The following is a 21403-nucleotide window of genomic DNA, read 5'->3' as shown; positions in this document are numbered from 1 at the left end:
GGTGTATAAAGAGAAACATGTATGATAATAATTACGTAAATAGTTCTACAAACGAAAATCTATTTAATATATATTTGTATTTTTACAAAATAAAAATAAGATAAATAGTATATGTTATATACAAAGAAAGATGTAGGGTATAAAATAAAAATGAAATTATTCTTATAATAAAATAAGGAGTAGATAAATATGAAAATATTAATCTCTATAGATTCCTTGAAAGGAAGCTTATCTTCAATAGAGGCAGCGAATGCAATAAAAAAAGGAATATTAAAAGTTAAAAAAGATGCAGAAGTAAAGATATTACCACTTGCAGATGGTGGAGAAGGAACAGTAGATGCTTTAGTTCAAGGAATGAATGGTGAAAAAGAAATCATAGAAGTTACTGGTCCAATAGTTAAAAAAGTAAATGCAACATATGGATTATTAAAAGAGACAAATACAGCAATAATAGAAATAGCTCAAGCATCAGGACTGACATTGGTTCCAATTGAACTTAGAAATCCTTTATACACTACAACTTATGGTGTTGGAGAAATAATAAAGGAAGCAATAAATAAGGGATGTAGAAACTTTATAGTAGGTTTAGGAGGAAGTGCCACCAATGATGCTGGAGTAGGTATGCTTCAAGCCTTAGGATTTGAGTTTTATGATGAAAATAACAAACTAGTAGGATTAGGTGGAAAAGTTTTAAATGAAATAAGACATATAAAAATAGATAATAGATTAAAAGTACTAGATGAATGTAATTTTAAAATAGCTTGTGATGTAAACAATCCACTGTTTGGGAAAAATGGAGCTGTACATATATATGGCTCTCAAAAAGGTGCAACAGCAGAAATAATTGAAGAGTTAGATAATGGGCTTAGAAACTTTGCTAATGTAGTCAAAAATGACTTAGACAAAGATATAGCAAATGTGGAAGGGGTAGGAGCAGCAGGAGGGCTGGGTTTTGCGTTTTTAGCATTTTTAAATTCAAAGTTAGAATCTGGAATAAAAATAATATTAGAAGAGATTAAATTAGAGGAAGAATTAAAAGGTGTAGATTTTGTTATAACGGGAGAAGGTAGATTGGATAATCAAACTGCTATGGGAAAGGCACCAATAGGAGTTGCAAAATTAGCTAAAAAATATGGTGCAAAAGTAATAGGTTTAGCTGGAGCGACAACAGAAGATGCAGTTAAGTGTAATGAAGAGGGGATAGATGCTTATTTTTCTATAGTAAATAGGGCTATGACAATAGAAGAAGCAATGGATAAAGAAACTGCCATTGATAATATGACTGCCACAACAATACAAATATTTAATCTTATAACTAGTGTACAATAACTATGAAATAAGTAATAAAAATAAGATATATTAATTAAAGAAGAAAGCTATTATGAAAAAAAAGCTATCACGTAGAAATTTAGACTTTTAGTGTAATAGCTTTTTTATTTTGTATTAATAGTTTTAACAATATATATTGTAAATACATGTATTTAGATATTCTGAATAAGATAAGCTATTCTATTCATAAAACTACTATAGCTATCTGCTTTAGTAAGTTCTTTAACATTATTCCACTCAGACAGTATTTCAATAAAGCTTTCGAATATGTAATTGAATTTTTCTTTTTCATTTTCATTTATGGGTATCATGGCTATAATTTGTACTTTTTCCTCACCCCATTTAACTGGTTTATCATTGACAATTAAACAGACACCAGTTTTTAAAGCATCCATTTTCATGCTATGAGGAATTGCTACATTGTTATTAAAAGCAGTTGAAGACATGTTTTCTCTTATAAGAACATCATCTACATAAGTAGTTTTAACATATTTATTTTTGTGCAGAATATTTCCCATAAATTTTATATAATCTTTAGCACTATCTAAATATATATTTTTCATAAATAAAGACTCACTGAAGTACATTTCTAAATGATTTTGTACAGTAAGTATGTTTTTTCTATATTTGATTTGAATAAATTTACTTTGGATATTATCATAATCTTTTCTATTTGGGTAAGGATTTATATATACAAAAGGTATGGGGCATCTATTATTAATTGGTAAGGTAGTGATGACCATGTCTACTTTGCTATCAAAGTCTAGATTATGAATATCTGAAAAAATTTGAATAACTTCTATAGATTCATTAAATCTTTTTTCAAGGTCTCTTACTATTCTTAGTTGTAAATCATAGTAATTTGGAGTAATTAATGCACAAAGAACTTTATCTTCTAGTAGTTTTTGTCTATCAAAAAATGAGCCTACATGTAGAGATATATAAGATATTTCATCTTCATCTATTTCTATGTTTTCTAAAATTTGAATCTGATTACAAATATAAACAGATATATCATATATCAGAGGATAGGAATCTTTTAACTTCTGAGGTATTTGATTTCTCAAAATTTGATTATTCTTAGCCCTACTGATTAAATTTTTTACATGAAGAGTAAATTTAACAACAAATTCATCATCAGATAAATCTATAAAGTATAAATCATACACATTTTTAATTATTTTTTTAGTTAGATTAACAAAATGTTCATTTATATAATTTGATAAAGATTTAGTATCCATTTTATGATAGTTTAAAACTGTGGTTTTGTTTGTTAACTGAAATACTAAATAGTATAACTCTGTACTAGTTAAAGTTATGTTGTATTCTGATTCTAAAAAATTTGATATATCTTTTGCAATATTTACATCTATATTATTGTCTATATAGTTTACTACTTCAACAGACTCTATGTAGTTATTCTTTTTTATTCTATCTATAGTTATCATTAGATGAAGAAGTATATTATTTATAGAGTACTCATTTATAAATAAATTGTATTTTTTTAATATATATATTATGTTTTCTTTTAATTTAGTTAGATTATATTCTTGATATATTTTTTGTACATCAAATAAACTTAAAAAATCACTTCCTGTTTCTTTAAATATTATGGAACTCATTAATTTACGTTTTTCAGATTCATTTCCAATCAGTTTCAATAAAAATCTTGATTGTTTTATCTTTAAATTATAACTTCCTATAAATTTATTAGCTTTAACTATGTCACTTTCAATGGTAGCTGAACTAACGAATAATTCTTCACTTAAATCAAATATATTAATTCCACTACTATTAACTATAAGTTCTTTTAAAATTAAATTTAACCTATTATCAGGTGATGTATTTTCTGAACTATCAATTTTAGTTTGACAATTATTATTAAGATTTACTTTGTATCCTTTTTTAGAGGACAGTATAAATTCACCAGTGGAGTTAATTTCATTTACATATTTTCTAATCGAACGTGTTGATACATTAAGGTAATTAGCTAATGTGGATGAATCTATCCAATCGTGTTGCGTTTTTATATAATTTAAAAATAGCTCTTTTTTAGATGTTTTCATTAGTATTCCCTCGCATAGTTTTAAAATAAAATCTGCATGATATGATATATTATATAATTGAATGTGCGTATTATAAAGTACATTATACTATATATTAATAGGCTTAGTTAAGAGTAAATGATTTCCTATTATTAGGAAATATATTTATGTGAAATGAACTTATTTAGGAAGTACAATATAATCATAATCAAATAAAAAATTCATTAAGAAATAAACTAATGGATAAAAATACTGGAGGTATTAATATGAAAAATATAAGAGTATTATTGGCATGTGGTTCAGGAGCCAGTACAGGTTTTATGGCAACTAGTATGAGAAAGAGTGCAAAGAAAAAGGGCATAGAAGCAGATATAAAAGCGAGAAGTGAGTCAGAAATAGATAAGTATTTATCGGAAATAGATTGTTTATTATTAGGGCCACACTTAGATTATATGAAGGAAGAAATTCAACAAAAAGCTAATGAATATAATGTGCCAGTAGCATGTATATCTAAAACTGCATATGGAAGATTAGATGGTGCTAAGGCTTTAGAAGAAGCATTAGAGTTAATATCAAACAAATAAAATACTTATGGGGAGATTATTTATGAATAGATTTATAGATTTGTTAAGTGAAAAGTTTACTCCTGTTGTAAATAAAATAACTAAGAATATATGGGTACAATCAGTTCAATCAACTATAATGAAAGTTTTACCTATGGTATTTGTAGGTTCTTTAGTAACTATCGTTTCTGTCTTGAAAAATTACATAAGTTTTTTACCTGATTTAAGCCCAATAAATCAATATACATTTGGGCTTTTAGGATTGTTTATAGCATTTTTATTACCTATGGAAATAATGAAGAATAAGAAATTTGAAAATATGAGTATAGTTGCAGGCCTTGCAGGAGCTGGATTGATGCTGATGATGATTCGTCCAGAGATTACAGAACAAGGTGCTTTATTTAACTTCAATAGATTTGGAGGAGAGGGGATGCTTGTGGCACTAGTTGCAGGATTGTTCTCTGGATTAATAATGTCCTTATTTGGCTCTTTTTCATTTTTCGGTGAAGATTCAGCACTTCCTGATTTCGTAAGTAAATGGTTTGACAGTATGTTACCTATAGCAGTGATAATGTTTATAGGTTGGGGATTAATTTATGGACTTAATTTTGATATGTTTGAGATAATAGTTAGAATATTTAAACCAGTATCAGACATAGCACAGACATTGCCTGGATTTGTGCTGTTAAATTTCTTAGTAGTATTTTTATACTCTTTAGGTATAAGTGGCTGGGTACTATCCCCAATAACCTATGCAATTCAGCTTAGTGCAATTGCCGCCAATGCAGCAGCTGTAGCATCAGGTGGCATGGCAACTAATATATATACTTATGAAGTTATTCAAACAGGATGGATAACTTTAGGTGGATGGGGAGCGACATTGCCACTAGTATTAATGATGTGTATATCCAAAGCTGGTAGAATAAAAGCAATAGGAAGAGCATGTGTTGTTCCTTCAATAATGAACATAAATGAACCAGTAATGTTTGGAGCTCCAGTAGCATGGAACCCTTTTTTAATGTTACCTATGTGGATAGGAACAGTGTTAATATCAATAACTACTTACTTATCAATGAGTATGGGATTCGTTGCAATTCCAAGTAAGGTGTTTAATTTATGGTATCTTCCTTTTGGTATATCTACTTTTATGATAAATCAAGATGTTAAGGGACTCATTGTTTTAGCAATAAATATAGTATTATTATTTATGATATGGTATCCATTTTTTAAAGCTTATGAAAAAGAAGAACTAAAATTAGAGAGTCAAGAAGCTTAAATTTAGATGTTGAAAGGAAATTATAACTATGACAATTGAAGAACATATAATAGATGAAGAGTTAGTAGAAGTAGCAATGCAAATAATACTTAGTGCAGGAGAGGCTAGAACTGAAATTAAACAAGCTCTTAGTGATTTGGAAAAGTTTGATTATAAAAATGCTGATTTGAAACTAGCTAAAGCAAAAGAGTTTATGACAGAAGCACATAGAGCTCAAACTAAAATTATACAAGGAGAAGCTAGTGGAGAGAAAAGAGCTCACTCACTGTTATTTGCACATGCTCAAGATACTCTTATGACAATATTCAGCGAATTAAATATAACTAGGTCTTTAGTAGGAATAGTAAAGTCTATAGAATACAAAGTAAATGATTTAAATAACAAATAGAATAAGGAGTGATTAAGTTGAGTAAGTTTCCTAAAGGTTTTTTATGGGGTGGGGCCGTAGCAGCTAACCAATTAGAAGGTGCCTGGAATGAAGGTGGAAAAGGGTGGTGTTTAGCTGATGTACATATATATGATAAAGATAGAGATATATCTAAACATTATGAGTCTGATATGACTATAGAAAAAATAAAGTTTGCTATGAAAGATAAGAATGGATATTATCCTAAGCGAAGTGGAATAAACTTTTATCATACATACAAGGAAGATTTAAAGCTTTTAAAAGAACTAGGATTAAAGTGTTTTAGATTTTCAATAAATTGGGCTAGAATATTTCCAAATGGAGATGATTTAGAGCCTAATGAAGAGGGGTTAAAGTTCTATGATAATCTTATAAATGAAGTAATAAATAATGGCATGGAGCCTATTGTAACACTACTTCATTATGAAACACCTTTAAATTTAACATTGAAATATAAAGGGTGGGTTAATAGAAAAGTAGTAGATTTCTTTGTTAGGTATGCAGAATTAATGTTAAATAGATACAAAGATAAAGTTAAGTACTGGATAGTTATAAACCAAATAAATTTGATGTATCATGAATCATTTAATTCAGTTGCATTTTGTGTAGATCAGGTAGAAGATGTAGAAAATGCTAAATATCAAGCTATTCATCACCAATTTATGGCTACAGCTTTAACTAAGAAGCTTGGAAAAGAAATAAATTCAGATATGATGATAGGTATGATGATGGCAGATTGTACATCCTATCCAGAAGACTGTGACCCCGAAAATGTAGTATTTGCTTTAAAACGAAATAGAATACAATACTTCTTTACTGATGTAAGTTTTAGAGGGGAATATCCAGCTTATATTAAGAGGTTTTTCAAAGAAAATAATATAAATATAGTTATGAAGGACGGTGATGAAGAGGTATTGAAAGAAAATACTATGGATTTTCTAGCTTTATCATATTATTATTCTACAACGGTTTCAGCAAGTAAAAATACTATGAATCCAATTGACAATATAAAAAATCCATACCTAAAAGCAAATCCATGGGGATGGGCAATTGACCCAAAAGGATTATATCATACTTTATCTCAATACTATGATAGATATCAAAAACCAATAATGATAGCGGAAAATGGATTTGGAATGCATGATAAATTTGAAGATGGAAAAATCCATGACAGTTATAGAATAGATTATTTAGGAAAACATATAGAGCAAATAGGTGAAGCTATAGCTGATGGGACTGAAATACTAGCTTATTGTATGTGGTCACCGATAGATATAATAAGTTGTTCATCTCAAGAAATGGAAAAGAGATATGGATTTATATATGTAGATATAGATAACAATGGAAATGGAAGCAAAGAACGTCATAAAAAAGATAGTTTTTATTGGTATCAAAATGTAATAAAAACTAATGGAGAAGAATTAGGAGAAAAAGTAAATAATTTCTAAATATAAATAATCCCTCTTATAAATACTATATTATTAATATAGTTTTATAAGGGGGATTATAATTATAAATAAGGTGGTTTATTAATTATGAGTGTTATAAAAAAATTTATGTTTGTATTTTTAATTATAAATATGTTGGGATGTGGTATATCTCTTATACTTCAGTCAGGTCTTGGTAGTGATTCAATTACACTATTAAATGAAGGTATACATCTAAAATTAGGTGTAAATTATACAATAGCAGGATTAATATATAATGGAACTTTGTTATTTATAGCATTGTTATTGAATAAAAAAAATTTGGGATTAGGAAGCTGTGTTTATGTATTACTAGCAGGAATATTTATAGATTTTTATATATATTTATTATTAGATTTTAATATAGGTAGTTTAGGGACTACTATTAAAATAATGAGTTTCATAATTGGTCATATACTTATGTGCACTGGATTTGCAATGCTCATAAAGTTTGATATTGGGATGAGCCCCTTAGACGCTATATTAATCTATATTGAAGATAATTTTAGATATTCATACAAAGTTTTAAAAACTATAGCAGACGTATTGTTTTTAATTTTAGGTATATATTTAGGGGGAAATATAGGGTTTGGAACTCTATTTTCAATATTATGTACGGGCACTACAATTTCAATTGTTAGTAAGGTAATTTCTATTAATAAAAAAAGATATTACTCAAGTATATAAGCAGAAGATAAAGTTTATTGTTTGTAAATCATTTCTAATAGTTTAAGTTACTTGAAGGTTGTAAAATGGGGGATTAATCAGTACTAGTAATTGAATAATTCCTTTTTTATTGCAAAATAACATAATGAATTAAAGCATAAAATTATGATATTATAAATTTACATATATAGACATTGACTAAATCTTAATTGTGTATAAAAATTAATACTTAAGAGGTAATATATTATTATAAATACTTGATAAATTTAGAAAAATAAAACTATATACGAGGAGATAAAAAATATGATAATTGAGTTAAACAAAAGCAACTCTGAAAATCTAACAAAAACAGAACTTGAAATAATTAAATTTATAAATGAAAATGAGTCGATATTGCCAGAATTATCTATAGTAGAGATTGCTCACGAAACATATTCATCTCCAGCAACTGTTTCAAGAGCAATTAGAAAATGTGGTTTAAATGGTTTTAATGAACTTAGGTATCGGTTAACAGTAAAAGATGAAAATGATGATATACAAAATATGGGGGATATAATAAATAAATCTTTTATAGAAGCACAGAGGGTTATAGAACAAATATCTTTAACTACATTAATTAATATAATAAAAACTATAAATAAATCTAGTAAGATATACATTTTAGCAAGAGGACTTACTGAGTATGTAGCAAAAGAGTTTAGTCTTAAATTGCAACTACTCGACTTCAATATAGTGTTTATAAATGACCCAAATATAATGAAAATAAAATCTAAATCAATAAAAAAAGATGAGCTTATAATTATATTTTCATTGAACGGAAATACTGTAGAACTTGTAGAATCAGCACAAAATGCCAACTTAGGAGGAGCTAAAGTTATAACTTGCTGTTGTAGTGAAAATGCAAAACTTATAAATTATTCAGATTTATATATTGTTGGATATAAGCATGAGCATATCTCAATTTCTGAATATGAAGTATCATCTAGGTTACCATTGTATATTATATCTAGAATAATTATAGACTATATGGTCAGATATAATAATTCTGAAAACTAAATTAAAAAGTCTATGAAAATCGATTTTCTATTTGTGAAAAGATTTTCATAGACTTTTTTATTATAATGAAAACATACACAACAGAAGCAAGGGGGAAGACAATGATATATACATTAACTACGAATCCAGCAATAGATATGAATATATCTACTAATGGTATAAAGAGTAAATTAGTAAATCGTACATCCAATGCTATATATTCTCCTAATGGAAAAGGTCTAAATGTATCATTTGTACTAGGTCATTATGGAATAGAATCTAAAATATTGGGTTTTTTTGGAGGATTCTCAGGAAGATATATAGTTGAAGAAAGTGAAAAGAGAGGGTTTGATGTATTACCCACTTGGGTAGAAGATACAACCCGTATAAATATATTTTTAAATGATGGAAATGATGAGTTTAAATTTGTTAACTCTGGGTCATATGTAGATGAAAAACAAAAACTAGATATGTTAGAGAAGATAGAGGCTCTAGAAGATATAAGTCATTTATCAATAAGTGGGAGTCTACCACCTGGCATTGATGATAATTATTATGAAGATATATTTAAGATATGTAAAAATAAAAATATAAAAATAATACTGGATATAAGTTCACCAAAATTAAGAGAACTATTACAATATAATCCATATTTAATAAAACCAAATGATGAAGAAATCAAAGATATATTTGGAATTATTGTAAGAGATGAAGAGGATATTAAAGATGTACTTAAGTTATTACACTTGAAAGGTGCTCAAAATATATTGTTAACCTTAGGAGAAAAAGGTTCTTATTTCTATAATGGAAAATCAATTTATTATGCGAGTACTCAACCAGTTACAGTTGTTAGCTCTGCCTGTGCTGGAGATTCTGCATTGGCTGCTTTTCTAAGTATATGGTTGAAAAATCCAGAAGATATTGAAAATGCATTGAAAAGGTCATCAGCAACAGGAGCAAGTGTAGCTGAAAGTAATGGGATAGGCAATCTAGAAAATGTAGAAGATTATATAAAAAATATAAAAGTCAGAAAGGTGGTATAAAAATGGGGAAGAAAATGATTCTAGGGGTAACGGGTTGTCCAACTGGAATAGCGCATACTTTTATGGCAGAAGAAGCTTTAAAAAAATCAGCCAAAGAATTAGGTTGTGATATAAAAGTTGAAACGAATGGAGCTATAGGAGTAGAAAATAAATTAACAGCAAAAGATATCGAAATGGCAGATGCAATAATAGTGGCTTGTGATAAAAATGTTGATATGGATAGATTCAATGGAAAGCCAGTAATAGAAGTACCTGTCAAAGAAGGTATACACAAAGCTAATGAACTTATACAAAGGTGCATTGATGAGAAAGTACCTATTAGAAAAGGAAATAAGTCAAGTAGTAAGCTTAAAGAAGAAGGTAATTTGTCCTTTGGTCAAAAGTTATATAAAGACTTAATGAATGGTGTATCTCATATGTTACCTTTAGTAGTAGCAGGTGGAGTACTAACTGCTATATCATTTTTATGGGGGATTTACTCATTTGACCCAAATTCAGAACAGTATAACCAGATAGCAGCTACATTAAAATCTGTTGGTGGATATTCTATGAATTTGATGGTTCCTGTATTAGCAGCGTTTATAGCTCAATCTATATCGGGAAGACCTGGTATGTTAGCAGGTCTTGTTGGAGGAATGATATCCTTTGACACAGGTTCAGGTTTCTTAGGTGGAATTATAGCAGGATTTTTAGCAGGTTACTTAGTAAATTTATTTGTACATGTATTAAGAAAATTACCACGACAATTAGAAGGACTTAAATCTATTTTTATAATTCCTATAGTCAGTGTAGGTATTGTTGGTGTAGTTATGTTATTACTTGGAGGTCCATGCTCAGCACTTAACAATGCTATGATGAACTTCCTTTCAGGATTACAAAATTCAAGTCCTATAATCTTGGGAATAGTAATAGGTTGTATGTCAGCATTTGATATGGGAGGTCCAGTAAATAAAGCAGCATATGTAACTGGAACGATGCTTCTAGGACAAGGAAACTACTTATTTATGGCAGGTGTATCTGCAGCTTGTATAACACCACCATTAGTAATAGCAATAGCATCTACTTTATTTAAAAACCGATTTACAGAAGAAGATAGAGCAGCAGGGTTAATTAACTATATACTAGGTAGTACTCACATAACAGAAGGAGCAATACCTTTTGCAGCGAAGAATCCATTAAAAGTGTTGCCAGTACTTATGATTGGTTCATCAATATCAGCAATTTTAACTTATATAATGAAAATAGAGGTACCAGCTCCACATGGAGGATTTTTAGTTCTAGGATTAGTCAATAAACCGCTTTTATGGGTAGGATGTATATTGGTAGGTTCATTAGTAGGTGCTGTGCTTTATATGATGGTTACACCTAAGGTAGTAGATAAGAAAAATACTACAGAAAATACAAGTGAAATTAAAAATGAAAACAAACATAAAAATGTAAAGTCGGAAAACGTATCTAATGATATCTCTTTATATAGTGAAGAAACAGTAGTTTTAAATGTTAAGGGAAAAAATAAAGCAGATGTAATTGATGAAATGATTGGGATACTTGATAAATCAGGTGTTATTTCAGATAAAAATAAGTTTAAAGAAGAAATCCTTAAGAGAGAAGAAATATCTTCTACAGGTTTTGGTATGGGAATAGCGATACCACATGCAAAAACAGATGCAGTAAAAATACCACGTGTAGCGGTTGGTATATCAAAAGAAGGATTTGACTTTGAATCAGAGGATGGAAGTTTAGTACACATTATATTTATGATAGCTGCAACAGATAATGGCGATAATTTACACTTAAAGACATTATCTCAACTATCTTCAAAGTTAATGAATGAAGAATTTTTAAATGAGTTATTAAATAGTAAGACAAGTAGAGAAATAGTATCAAAATTAAACAATGAAGAAATTAAATCATTATAAGTATATAGGAGGATGAATTATGGCATTAGTGACAACTAAACAAATATTATTAGATGCACAAGAGGGACATTATGCAGTAGGAGCATTTAATGTTGAAAATATGGAGATGGTTATGGCAGTAATAGAGGCTGCTGAGGAACTTAAATCACCTGTAATACTACAAACGACACCTTCAACAATAAAGTATGCAGGACTAGATTATTATTTAGCAAATGTAAAGGTAGCATCAGAAAAAGCAAGTGTTCCTGTAGCGATGCACTTAGACCACGGTTCAAGTTTTGGACTAGCTATGCAGGCACTTAGAGTTGGGTATACTTCTATTATGATTGATGGTTCCCATGAAAGTTACGAAGATAATATTTCAATATCTAAATCTGTTGTAGATGCATGTATGCCTTCAGATATACCTGTTGAAGCTGAATTAGGTAAAGTTGGAGGTAAGGAAGATGACTTAGATGGTGGTGATGGTGGAGCATACACAGACCCACTAGAAGCAAAGGAATTTGTGGAGAGAACGGGAGTATCATCTTTAGCAGTAGCAATAGGTACTGCACATGGGCTGTATAAGGGAGAGCCAAAGCTTGATTTAGATAGATTGTCCGAGATTAGAGAGGTTGTATCAGTTCCATTAGTGTTGCATGGTGGGTCTGGAATACCAGATGAGATGATTAAGGAATCTATAAAAAGAGGAATTTGTAAGGTTAATTATGCAACAGAATTAAGGATTGCTTATAGTAATGGAGTTAAGGATGTGCTTAATTCTGACCCAGAAGTGATTGACCCTAAGAAGTATGGTAAAAAAGGTTTAGATTCAGTTAGAGAGTTTGTTAAGAGTAGAATGGAAGTTTGCGGATGTGTAGGAAAAGCATTAGGGACAGTAGAGTGTTAATAATAAAATAATAAGTAAGATTAGAGTAAGGGTTCTATAGTAGAACCTTTATTTTATTTTTTGATTAGAATTGTAATTGATAAGTTTGAAATAATGACGATGATATACTTAAACAAAAAGTTTCTTGTTATATTTAAGTCAATAGTTAATAGCATAATAGAGAGATAGTTGTCTAAGGTGAGGATATACTTCTATGATAAAATAATTTTATGTACACTTGAGATAAAGTTATATACAATTACATGAAAATTAAGAAATAAATTAGAGGAGATTTAGGATATATTTATTTAACTAAGTAACATTAGATAATAAATATAAGGTGGATTATATGAGGAATATACCAGAGGATATTAAATAAATTTATAGTTTAATATTAGATTAAAATAAACAGTTGAATATGGATAATATAGATATATAAAAAGAGATATTGAATAATTATGCAATATCTCTTTTTGTGGTTAATAAACTAGATAGTCAAATTAATCTAAATACATTTTAATTAAATTGTTAATATTAAAGATTAATAAAAAATATTATCCAAAAACTAGTAGATGACTTCATTATAAAGACTAATAAATCATATGTATAAATACCTCATTAAGACGAACTAGACGTATTTCTACTATATTGACTTATAAAACCTTTAGGCATTTTACTTATAAAATATACAACCATTATGCAAGATAAAGGCTTGTCCACTATATTGCTGAGAATTCTTGGGAAGAACGCAGCAGTAAATATCTTCTGCCCAGACTGAACTAAAAAACCAACCAATAAATCAGCACCACTTCCACTTAAACCACCAAACAATAAAACTGAAATAGGAGTACCAATTAAAGGGCAAACAACAGATAAAATTATTCCTGTGATAATAGCTTCTTTATAACCAAAACCTTTTTTCTTAGAAATATAACCAACAATAAGACCAAGAGCAATATTTACAAGAGCAAAAGGTATATTTGTAGGCCCTGATATAACACCTAAAACTAAATTTGTGCATCCACCAATAAGAGCACCCCAAAAAGGACCTAATACAACAGCCCCAAGTACAGTACCAACTGTATCTAAAAATAATAATGGTATGTTTATCATAGATATAAACATACCTAAGACAATGTTAATAACTATACACATTGAAGAAAATGTGATTTTTTTAGTATTCAATTATAATACCTCCTAAAAAAATGTATACATTTATCATATTATAGATTATAAAAGATTACTAATTGTATATTTCTATATAGAATATTACAAATATAGAGCAAATAAATAATATAATTGGCGAAATATATAGTATTATTAAAATTAAGAATAACTAAGGAGATTATTATGAAAAGAAATAGAGAGATTGTAGTAGTATGTCATTGTATATTAAACTGTAACTCTAAGGTGGAGGGGCTATCAGAATTTAAAGGTGCACAAAGTATAGTAATAGATTTAATAAATAATGGATATGGAATAATTCAACTGCCATGTCCAGAGATAATTATGTATGGAATAAATAGATGGGGACATGTAAAAGAACAGTTTGACAATATGTTTTTTAGAGAACAATGTAGAAAAATGTTATTACCTTATATAATGCAGTTTGATGAGTATTTAAAGAATAATTATGATATAAAAAGTATTATTGCAATAGATGGTAGTCCAAGTTGTGGTTATAATAAGACGTGTAGTTCTAAAAAGTGGTTTGGTGAATTGAGTGGTTGTCGTGATTTAAAGAACAAGATAAATGATGTGCAAGTAGTAAATGGTAAAGGAATCTTTATAGAAGAGTTGGAGAAGTTACTTAATGAATACAATTTGAATATACCAATAGTTGGCTTTGATGAATCTGGAGAAGATAAGTAAATATATTATAAATATATTTTTAGAAAGTATGATAATTATTTATAATTAAAAGAATATTGAATATCTATAATGCTATAAATAAGTTTATAAAAGTATTATTTATATATAAGTTAAGTTTTTAATAATTTTAAAATTAAAAGAGTAGAATTTTTTTAAGATACTAGTTTGGTAAAACTAGTATCTTTTTTTGTCATGAAATCTATAAATTACATTTAAAATATGTATGGTTAATTGAATTACAAACAAATTTAAATTATGACCATTACTATTATAGAATGATTTAATATGTATGGGTTAGTGCCATAAAAAACTACTAGAAATATATGATTAGTTATCTTACCCAATCATGAGAAACCAAAAAAGTGTAAATTAAAAGAAATTTAGGGTATTAAAAATGATTACCTTTTATCAAATTGGAAAATTACGTTAAATTATGGAAAACGATTGACAAATAGAGTCAAATAAAGTATATTATTGGTAAGTTAGTTTAACGTACAAATAAATACTAATATAAAATCTTCTACATCAATTCATATATTAAAGTAGTTGACCTAAAAGTACATTAAATATAACACTATATCATCAATTTAGGAGGGTGGCTGTGGTAAGAATATTTGAAGACTATATTGAAAAAAGATTTGACAATGAACTATTGCGAATAGAAGCATGGGGAAAAAATTCCTTACGTATCAGGTCATTTGTAGACCAAAATTTTGTTGACGAAAACTATGCTCTTAACGAAAAGCCTAAGTTAAATAAAGACGATATTATAATTAATAAAAATGAAGATAATAGTGTAATCATTAAAAATGGAAAGATAAAGGCTGTCTTAGACCATAGAGATAGAATTACTTTTTACAATGATAAAAATGAAATATTATTGAAAGAGTATATTCGATTAAGAGCTGTAAAACATGATGACGGTGGAGAGGATGTAGGTACAATTGAAATTACCAAAGACTTTAACTCTACTCTTAAATTAAAGTCAAGAGAATATCGACCAAGTTACAGTGGAGACTTTGAAGTAACTACTAGATTTGAGTCTGAGCCTTCTGAAAAGGTTTTTGGAATGGGACAATATCAACATAAATTTTTAGATTTAAAGAATACTGTGCTAGAACTGGCACAAAGAAATTCTCAAATATCAGTTCCTTTTTATATTTCTAGTTTAGGTTATGGATTTTTATGGAATAATCCAGGGATTGGAAAAGTATCTTTTGCCAAAAATATGACAGAATGGAAGATGTTTTCTACAAAATTTATAGATTATTGGATTACTTGTGGAGAAAGTCCAAAAGAGTTAAACAAAAATTATTCTCAAGTTACAGGAACTGTTCCTATGATGCCTGAAAACCTTTTGGGGTTATGGCAAAGCAAATTAAGATATAGAACTTCAGAAGAAGTTTTAGATGTTGTGGAAGAATACTCGAAAAGAGGAATTAAACTTTCATCAATTGCAATTGACTATTTTCATTGGCCTAAACAAGGTGAATATAAATTTGACCTAGATTATTGGAAAAATCCTAAGGAATTAGTTAGGAAACTAAAAGAAGAGTATTCAGTAGAGCCAATGGTATCAGTATGGCCTACAGTTCAAAGTGATGCAGAAAACTACAATGATTATTTAGAAAATGGTTATTTAGTTAATGTTAATCGCGGTGTCAGAATGACAATGCAAATTCAAGGAAATACAGTATTTGTAGATATGACAAACAGAGATGCAAGGGACTATGTTTGGGATAGAATAGATAAAAATTATAAACAGCTTGGAATTAATTACTATTGGTTAGATGTAGCTGAACCTGGATATTCTGTTTATGATTTTGATAATTATAGATATAAAAAAGGAAATGTTTTAAGTTGTGGTAACATTTATCCTATTGATTATTTAAAAATGATTTATCATGGTTTACATGATGATACAGAGTCAGTTGTAACTCTTGTAAGAGGAGCTTGGGCAGGAGCTCAAAAGTATGGAGCTTTAGTATGGTCTGGTGATATTGATTCTAGTTTTGAAGCTTTTAATAATCAAGTGAATACAGGATTAAATATGGGGCTAGCAGGTATACCGTGGTGGACGACAGATATTGGAGGTTTCCACGGAGGAAATCCTAAAGACCCAGAATTTAGAGAACTTATGGTAAGATGGTTCCAATATGCTACTTTTTCACCAATTTTAAGAATGCATGGAGATAGATTGCCTCATAGCAAACCATTATCAAATAAAGGTGGAGGTTCAATGGTAACTGGAGCTCCTAATGAGATATGGTCTTATGGTGAAGAAGTTGAAGTAATTCTTACAAAGTTCATCAAAATTAGAGAAAGTATAAAAACTTATTTATCAAAATTGATGAAAGAAGCTCATGAAGAAGGAACACCAATTATGAGAACTTTATTTTATGAATTTCCTGAAGATGATAAAACTTGGGAGATTGATAATACATATATGCTTGGAGATGAAATTTTGGTCGCTCCAATAATGAATTATAAAGATAGAAGTAGAAAAGTATATTTGCCAAAAGGATATACATGGGAGAATATCTTTAGTGGTGTTAGTTATGAAGGTGGAAAAACTTATGAAATTGAATGCCCACTTGAAGAAATTCCTATTTTCTTAAAGCAAAATTCTAAGTATAACTTTGAAGAACTAAAAAATATTTTGAGTGAGGTGAAATCATAATGGAGCCACAATTATGGCAATTATTATTAATAGTAGTATATGGATTTTTTATAAACTATGAAAAAAATTCAACAATGTTTGGGACATATCAACCAGTAACAGCAGGTTTTATTACTGGTCTTATCTTAGGTGATATAAACACAGGTTTATATATTGGAGGTACACTACAACTATTATCATTAGGTATTAGTAACTTTGGTGGAGCATCAATACCTGATTATCAAACAGCAAGTATAGTAGCTACATTTATAACTATTACAACTAAGCAAGAAGCATCTGTAGGAATTTCTATAGGTATTCCAGTTGCTTTATTGATGGTACAGTTAGATGTTCTTAGAAATACTATTGGTATATGGCTAGTTCATAAAGCAGAAGATGGAGCTAGAAAAGGAAATTACAAAAATATAACATATATGCAAATGTTAGGAGTATTATTAACAGCAGCTACAACAGGTATTCCAGTAGCTCTATCTGTAATATTTGGACCTTCTTTAATTAACACAATTTTAAAATATACACCTGAATGGTTAACAGGTGGTTTAACAGTAGCTGGAGGACTACTTCCAGCGGTAGGAATAGGATTATTACTTAGATACCTTCCTGCTAAGGAGTATTTTAGTTATTTAGTAATTGGTTTTGTTTTAGCAGTATATATGAAAGTACCATTGTTAGGTGTAGCTTTAATTGGAGGAGCAATTGCACTTATAATTTACAAAAAGAATGTAGAAAATCAAGCACAACATTATACTGTGGCAGGAGGTATGGATGAAGATGAGTGATAATGTATCAGTAAATAAATCAAATGAAAAAGTTAAAAAAAGTGTTCTGTGGCGTTGGTTTTTCACTAGTTCTGTTTCTTCAAATTATGAGAAGATGCAAGCTTTAGCATATTGTTATGCAGTACTACCATTTCTAAAAGTAGTATACAAAGATAATCCAGAAAAACTTAAAAATGCTGTATTAAATCATTTACAATTTTTTAATACTAACCCATGGGTTGCACCTTATATTTTGGGTATTAATGTAGCTATGGAGGAATTATCAAGTGAAGACACTGAAGAGGCTGTTACCTCAATTAAAACAGGATTGATGGGACCAGTAGCAGGTTTAGGAGATAGTTTATTTGTTGTTATTCCATGGACAATTTTTGGAGCAATAGCAGCTAATATGGCGATAGATGGAAGTCCATTTGGAATCCTGCTATGGATTGCAGTGAGTGTAGCGTTAAAATTATTAAGTATACCACTATTTAATGCTGGGTATACATCAGGTACTAAGCTAATATCTTCAATTGAAAAAAGTTTGAAGATTTTAACTGAAAGTACATCTATTTTAGGCTTAATGGTGGTAGGTGCATTGATACCATCTGTAGTAAAAGCTAATGTTGCTTTGAACTTTCAACAAGGCGACTTTACAATGAAAGGTCAAGAAATATTAGACCAAATTATGCCTGGATTAGTTCCTGCAATTTTAGTTTTAGTTGTGTATTGGGCTCTTAAAAAGAACATAAAGCCTATATACTTAATTTTAGGTGTAATGGTTGTTTCAATAATTTTATATGCATTAGGTATTTTAAAATAAGGAAAGGGTGATATTTAGATATGGAAATGAAAGGCATTAAAAATATTCGTATAGATGACCGTTTAATCCATGGTCAAGTTGCAACTATGTGGAGTAATAAATTAGGTGTTACAAGATTAATGGTAGTAAATGATGCAGTAGCTAATAATTCTGTGCAAAAACAAGTCTTAAGAATGGCTACACCTGCAGGAATAGCATCGTCTATAATTACAGAAGAAACTGCTATAAAAAATATTACTGCTGGGAAGTATGAAGGACAAAATGTATTATTAATTGTCAAGTCTCCTGTTGACCTTATTCCATTTGTGGAGGCAGGATTAAAAATACATAATATAAATGTAGGAAATATGTCAAGTAGAAAAGATACAACAGTATTAAAGCCTAATATCAGTGTTACAGAAGAAGAGAAAGAAGCATTTAAAAAACTTTTAGATGAAGGAATTGAAATAACAACTATAATGACGCCTGATGACAAGAAAACTTATCTTGTAGACATTTTATAGATTTAGAGAGGTGTATTAAAATGAATAGTATTATTTTGATGAGCCATGGAAATATGGCTGAAGAAGTCTTAAATTCTGCAAAAATGATAATAGGGGATTCTGTAGATTATCCTACTGTAAATATGAAACAAGATGATGGAATTGAAGGGACAATAAAAAAACTTAAAAAGGCCTTGGAAGTATATAAGGAAAGTTCAGAAATAGTTATAATGGTAGATTTACTAGGTGGAACTCCATGCAATGCAGCTTTATTAGAGGCTAGTAGTGATAGTAGAATTAAAATTATTTCAGGGCTAAATTTAGGTATGGTTGTTGAATCAGCTTTTTCAGATGCAGAAGAATTAGCAACAAAATTAGAGCAAATAGGCAAAGATAATATTTCTATTGTTGAACCAACATCAGGTTTATTATCTGATGATGAATAGATATATTATATTAATATTTAATTAATATATAACTTCTGAGAAAAAGAGTACAAATAATTTTATGTAAACTCCAGAATAAATTTAATTTTAGAATATATAATTTAAAGGGGTTATGGCTATATAGTCATAACCCTTATTTAAGATTATTTCTATTCTTGTAAAAATAGTATATTTCTAAATATATTCTTAACTTTTTTGATTTTCGTAATTACTATAACTAGTATTTAATTAAGATGAATATTTAATTGATTTAATAATTTAGGTCAGTTTCTAAAACTTTGAATTCACTTATATATAATTAAAGCTATTAGATAAAGTGACTTATGAAGTGGTTCATCTGTTGTAAATGTTGATTTAGACGTAGTTATCTTTTCTAGTGTTCTATTATATTTTTAGTAAAAGTAATATATAGATTCACTTAGATATTAAAAAATGTAACTAGCTTAAATAAGCTAGTTTTTAGATTATCCAATATTATAGTACAGCTATTTTATCATTTATGTCATTCATCAAAGTTAGGTTTTGTATATTTAAGAAGCTTTTAATATTGACAGCAGAGCCACCATATAGAGATGCCTCAGAACCTAACGATGAAATTTCTATATTTATGCCTTTGTTAAAAGAGCTAACTAGCATATCTTTTGTAATCTCTAATATTTCAGGTATATTTCTGATTATTTGGCTGTTTAAATATATTATCTCAGGAGCATAAGTTGCAATAGCGTTGTTTATAGCTAGTGATAGATAACTACAAAACTCATGGATAACTTTTTTAGTATTCTCATTATCTTCATAGTATAGTTGTTTTACCATATCAGGGTCTATTTTAGGAATATTTTCTAAAGAACAAATTTGTTCAAACACTTTCTTCTCTGAGCAGTATTGTTCTAAACAACCACGATTTCCACAAGGACATAGTTTACCATTAGGCATGATAATAGTGTGACCAATTTCGCCACTCATGCCATTTCTACCACTATATAATTTATTGTTTATTATAATGCCTGAACCAAATCCACTATGAATACTAAGACTAAGTAGTGAATTATGTACAGTTGAAAAAGTACTCTCAGCTAAAGCTGTTAAGTTTGCTTCGTTTTCTATATGAATAGGGAAGTCATATTTTTTACTTAGGATACCATATAAATCAATCTCATTGAGGTTATAATATGGAGTGAATAATATGTTATTTTCACAAGTAATCCCATGTATAGCTAAAGTAAGCCCTATTACATTATAAGGAGTATCTATTTTGGATATGTTATAGCTATCTATAATTTCATCTATTAATTGTATAACATTATCTTTATTTACTTGTATATCTATTAATTTCTTAGATTTTATAATAGTCCCATCTAAGTAAGATAGAGAAGAAAATATATAGTCATATCCAATATCCATACTTAAAGAAATCCCTGCACATTTGTTGAATACTAAAAGTATGGGCTTTCTTCCGCCACTATGAGTACTATTTCCAATTCCTATTTCATGAATCAGAGACTCATCGATAAGTTTTTTGGTAATAGCAGATATAGTTGCTTTATTTAATCCTATAGTAGAGGCTATACTTGCTCTAGAAATAGGACCATTCTTTATAATTTGTTCAAGTACCAATCTTTCATTCATTTCTCGAATCGTGTATTTATCAGTAACCAATTTGATATTCCTCCTTAAAATAATATTGTAATACTTTTTAGACAAAAATAAAAGGCTATTTTGCATTGAC

The 21403-nt window shown here is 28.8% G+C and carries 19 protein-coding genes; 16 read left to right on the top strand and 3 right to left on the bottom strand.

Annotated features, from left to right (window positions below; genetic code table 11):
- The first annotated feature begins 189 nt into the window (after positions 1 to 189).
- Positions 190 to 1329, top strand: a complete 1140-nt coding sequence (locus ACTG44_RS17105; RefSeq protein WP_021386019.1) for a glycerate kinase family protein — start codon at positions 190 to 192, stop codon at positions 1327 to 1329.
- 152 nt (positions 1330 to 1481) lie between these two features.
- Here the strand turns inward: ACTG44_RS17105 and ACTG44_RS17100 are convergent, their stop codons facing one another.
- Complete coding sequence (locus ACTG44_RS17100) at positions 1482 to 3395, bottom strand: BglG family transcription antiterminator (protein ID WP_021386068.1); 1914 nt, start codon at positions 3393 to 3395, stop codon at positions 1482 to 1484.
- A gap of 245 nt (positions 3396 to 3640) precedes the next feature.
- Here ACTG44_RS17100 and ACTG44_RS17095 point away from each other — a divergent pair, with 245 nt between their 5' ends.
- From ACTG44_RS17095 to gatY, 9 genes are all read left to right on the top strand, one after another.
- The gene (locus ACTG44_RS17095) at positions 3641 to 3958 is read left to right on the top strand and encodes a PTS sugar transporter subunit IIB (protein ID WP_009898152.1); all 318 of its coding nucleotides are present in this window, start codon (positions 3641 to 3643) and stop codon (positions 3956 to 3958) included.
- Between the two features lie 22 nt (positions 3959 to 3980).
- The gene (locus tag ACTG44_RS17090) at positions 3981 to 5213 is read left to right on the top strand and encodes a PTS sugar transporter subunit IIC (protein ID WP_021385988.1); all 1233 of its coding nucleotides are present in this window, start codon (positions 3981 to 3983) and stop codon (positions 5211 to 5213) included.
- Between the two features lie 28 nt (positions 5214 to 5241).
- Complete coding sequence (locus ACTG44_RS17085) at positions 5242 to 5601, top strand: PTS lactose/cellobiose transporter subunit IIA (RefSeq protein WP_021385998.1); 360 nt, start codon at positions 5242 to 5244, stop codon at positions 5599 to 5601.
- Positions 5602 to 5618: 17 nt separating this feature from the next.
- Positions 5619 to 7067, top strand: coding sequence for a glycoside hydrolase family 1 protein (locus ACTG44_RS17080; protein WP_479920891.1), 1449 nt, complete (start codon positions 5619 to 5621; stop codon positions 7065 to 7067).
- An 87-nt stretch (positions 7068 to 7154) separates the two neighbouring features.
- Complete coding sequence (locus tag ACTG44_RS17075; protein ID WP_021385968.1) at positions 7155 to 7772, top strand: YczE/YyaS/YitT family protein; 618 nt, start codon at positions 7155 to 7157, stop codon at positions 7770 to 7772.
- A gap of 282 nt (positions 7773 to 8054) precedes the next feature.
- Entirely contained in the window at positions 8055 to 8807 is a 753-nt protein-coding gene (locus tag ACTG44_RS17070) for a MurR/RpiR family transcriptional regulator (protein WP_021385975.1), read from the top strand.
- Positions 8808 to 8908: 101 nt separating this feature from the next.
- Positions 8909 to 9829 carry a 1-phosphofructokinase family hexose kinase gene (locus ACTG44_RS17065; RefSeq protein ID WP_021386048.1) on the top strand — a complete coding sequence of 307 codons (921 nt, stop codon included), beginning with the start codon at positions 8909 to 8911 and terminating at the stop codon, positions 9827 to 9829.
- A 2-nt stretch (positions 9830 to 9831) separates the two neighbouring features.
- Positions 9832 to 11748, top strand: coding sequence for a fructose-specific PTS transporter subunit EIIC (locus tag ACTG44_RS17060; RefSeq protein WP_479917492.1), 1917 nt, complete (start codon positions 9832 to 9834; stop codon positions 11746 to 11748).
- Between the two features lie 19 nt (positions 11749 to 11767).
- The gene (gene gatY / locus ACTG44_RS17055) at positions 11768 to 12637 is read left to right on the top strand and encodes a tagatose-bisphosphate aldolase subunit GatY (protein ID WP_021386042.1); all 870 of its coding nucleotides are present in this window, start codon (positions 11768 to 11770) and stop codon (positions 12635 to 12637) included.
- Between the two features lie 597 nt (positions 12638 to 13234).
- Here gatY and ACTG44_RS17050 read toward each other — a convergent pair.
- Positions 13235 to 13801, bottom strand: coding sequence for a CD3073 family putative ECF transporter S component (locus tag ACTG44_RS17050; RefSeq protein ID WP_021386034.1), 567 nt, complete (start codon positions 13799 to 13801; stop codon positions 13235 to 13237).
- 165 nt (positions 13802 to 13966) lie between these two features.
- Here ACTG44_RS17050 and ACTG44_RS17045 point away from each other — a divergent pair, with 165 nt between their 5' ends.
- From ACTG44_RS17045 to ACTG44_RS17020, 6 genes are all read left to right on the top strand, one after another.
- On the top strand, positions 13967 to 14488 hold the full coding sequence (locus tag ACTG44_RS17045; protein ID WP_479920890.1) for a CD3072 family TudS-related putative desulfidase: 522 nt from the start codon (positions 13967 to 13969) through the stop codon (positions 14486 to 14488).
- A 601-nt stretch (positions 14489 to 15089) separates the two neighbouring features.
- Positions 15090 to 17168 (top strand): glycoside hydrolase family 31 protein, encoded by a 2079-nt coding sequence (locus ACTG44_RS17040; protein ID WP_479920889.1) that lies wholly within the window; start codon positions 15090 to 15092, stop codon positions 17166 to 17168.
- Positions 17168 to 17947: a PTS mannose/fructose/sorbose/N-acetylgalactosamine transporter subunit IIC gene (locus ACTG44_RS17035; RefSeq protein WP_021385973.1), complete on the top strand. Its 780-nt coding sequence runs from the start codon at positions 17168 to 17170 to the stop codon at positions 17945 to 17947. The genes ACTG44_RS17040 and ACTG44_RS17035 overlap by 1 nt, the downstream gene beginning before the upstream one ends.
- Positions 17934 to 18749 carry a PTS system mannose/fructose/sorbose family transporter subunit IID gene (locus tag ACTG44_RS17030; protein WP_227835629.1) on the top strand — a complete coding sequence of 272 codons (816 nt, stop codon included), beginning with the start codon at positions 17934 to 17936 and terminating at the stop codon, positions 18747 to 18749. Before ACTG44_RS17035 ends, ACTG44_RS17030 begins: the two co-directional genes overlap by 14 nt.
- A 20-nt stretch (positions 18750 to 18769) precedes the next feature.
- Positions 18770 to 19252: a PTS sugar transporter subunit IIB gene (locus ACTG44_RS17025; RefSeq protein ID WP_044213929.1), complete on the top strand. Its 483-nt coding sequence runs from the start codon at positions 18770 to 18772 to the stop codon at positions 19250 to 19252.
- Between the two features lie 20 nt (positions 19253 to 19272).
- Positions 19273 to 19677 carry a PTS sugar transporter subunit IIA gene (locus tag ACTG44_RS17020; protein ID WP_021386091.1) on the top strand — a complete coding sequence of 135 codons (405 nt, stop codon included), beginning with the start codon at positions 19273 to 19275 and terminating at the stop codon, positions 19675 to 19677.
- Positions 19678 to 20151: 474 nt separating this feature from the next.
- Here ACTG44_RS17020 and ACTG44_RS17015 read toward each other — a convergent pair whose 3' ends face one another.
- Positions 20152 to 21333 (bottom strand): ROK family transcriptional regulator, encoded by a 1182-nt coding sequence (locus ACTG44_RS17015; protein ID WP_479920888.1) that lies wholly within the window; start codon positions 21331 to 21333, stop codon positions 20152 to 20154.
- Between the last annotated feature and the right edge of the window lie 70 nt (positions 21334 to 21403).

It is taken from the genome of Clostridioides sp. LIBA-2809, assembly GCF_056688965.1.
Note: the sequence above shows the minus strand (reverse complement) of the source record. Positions and strands in the feature narration are given on the sequence as shown.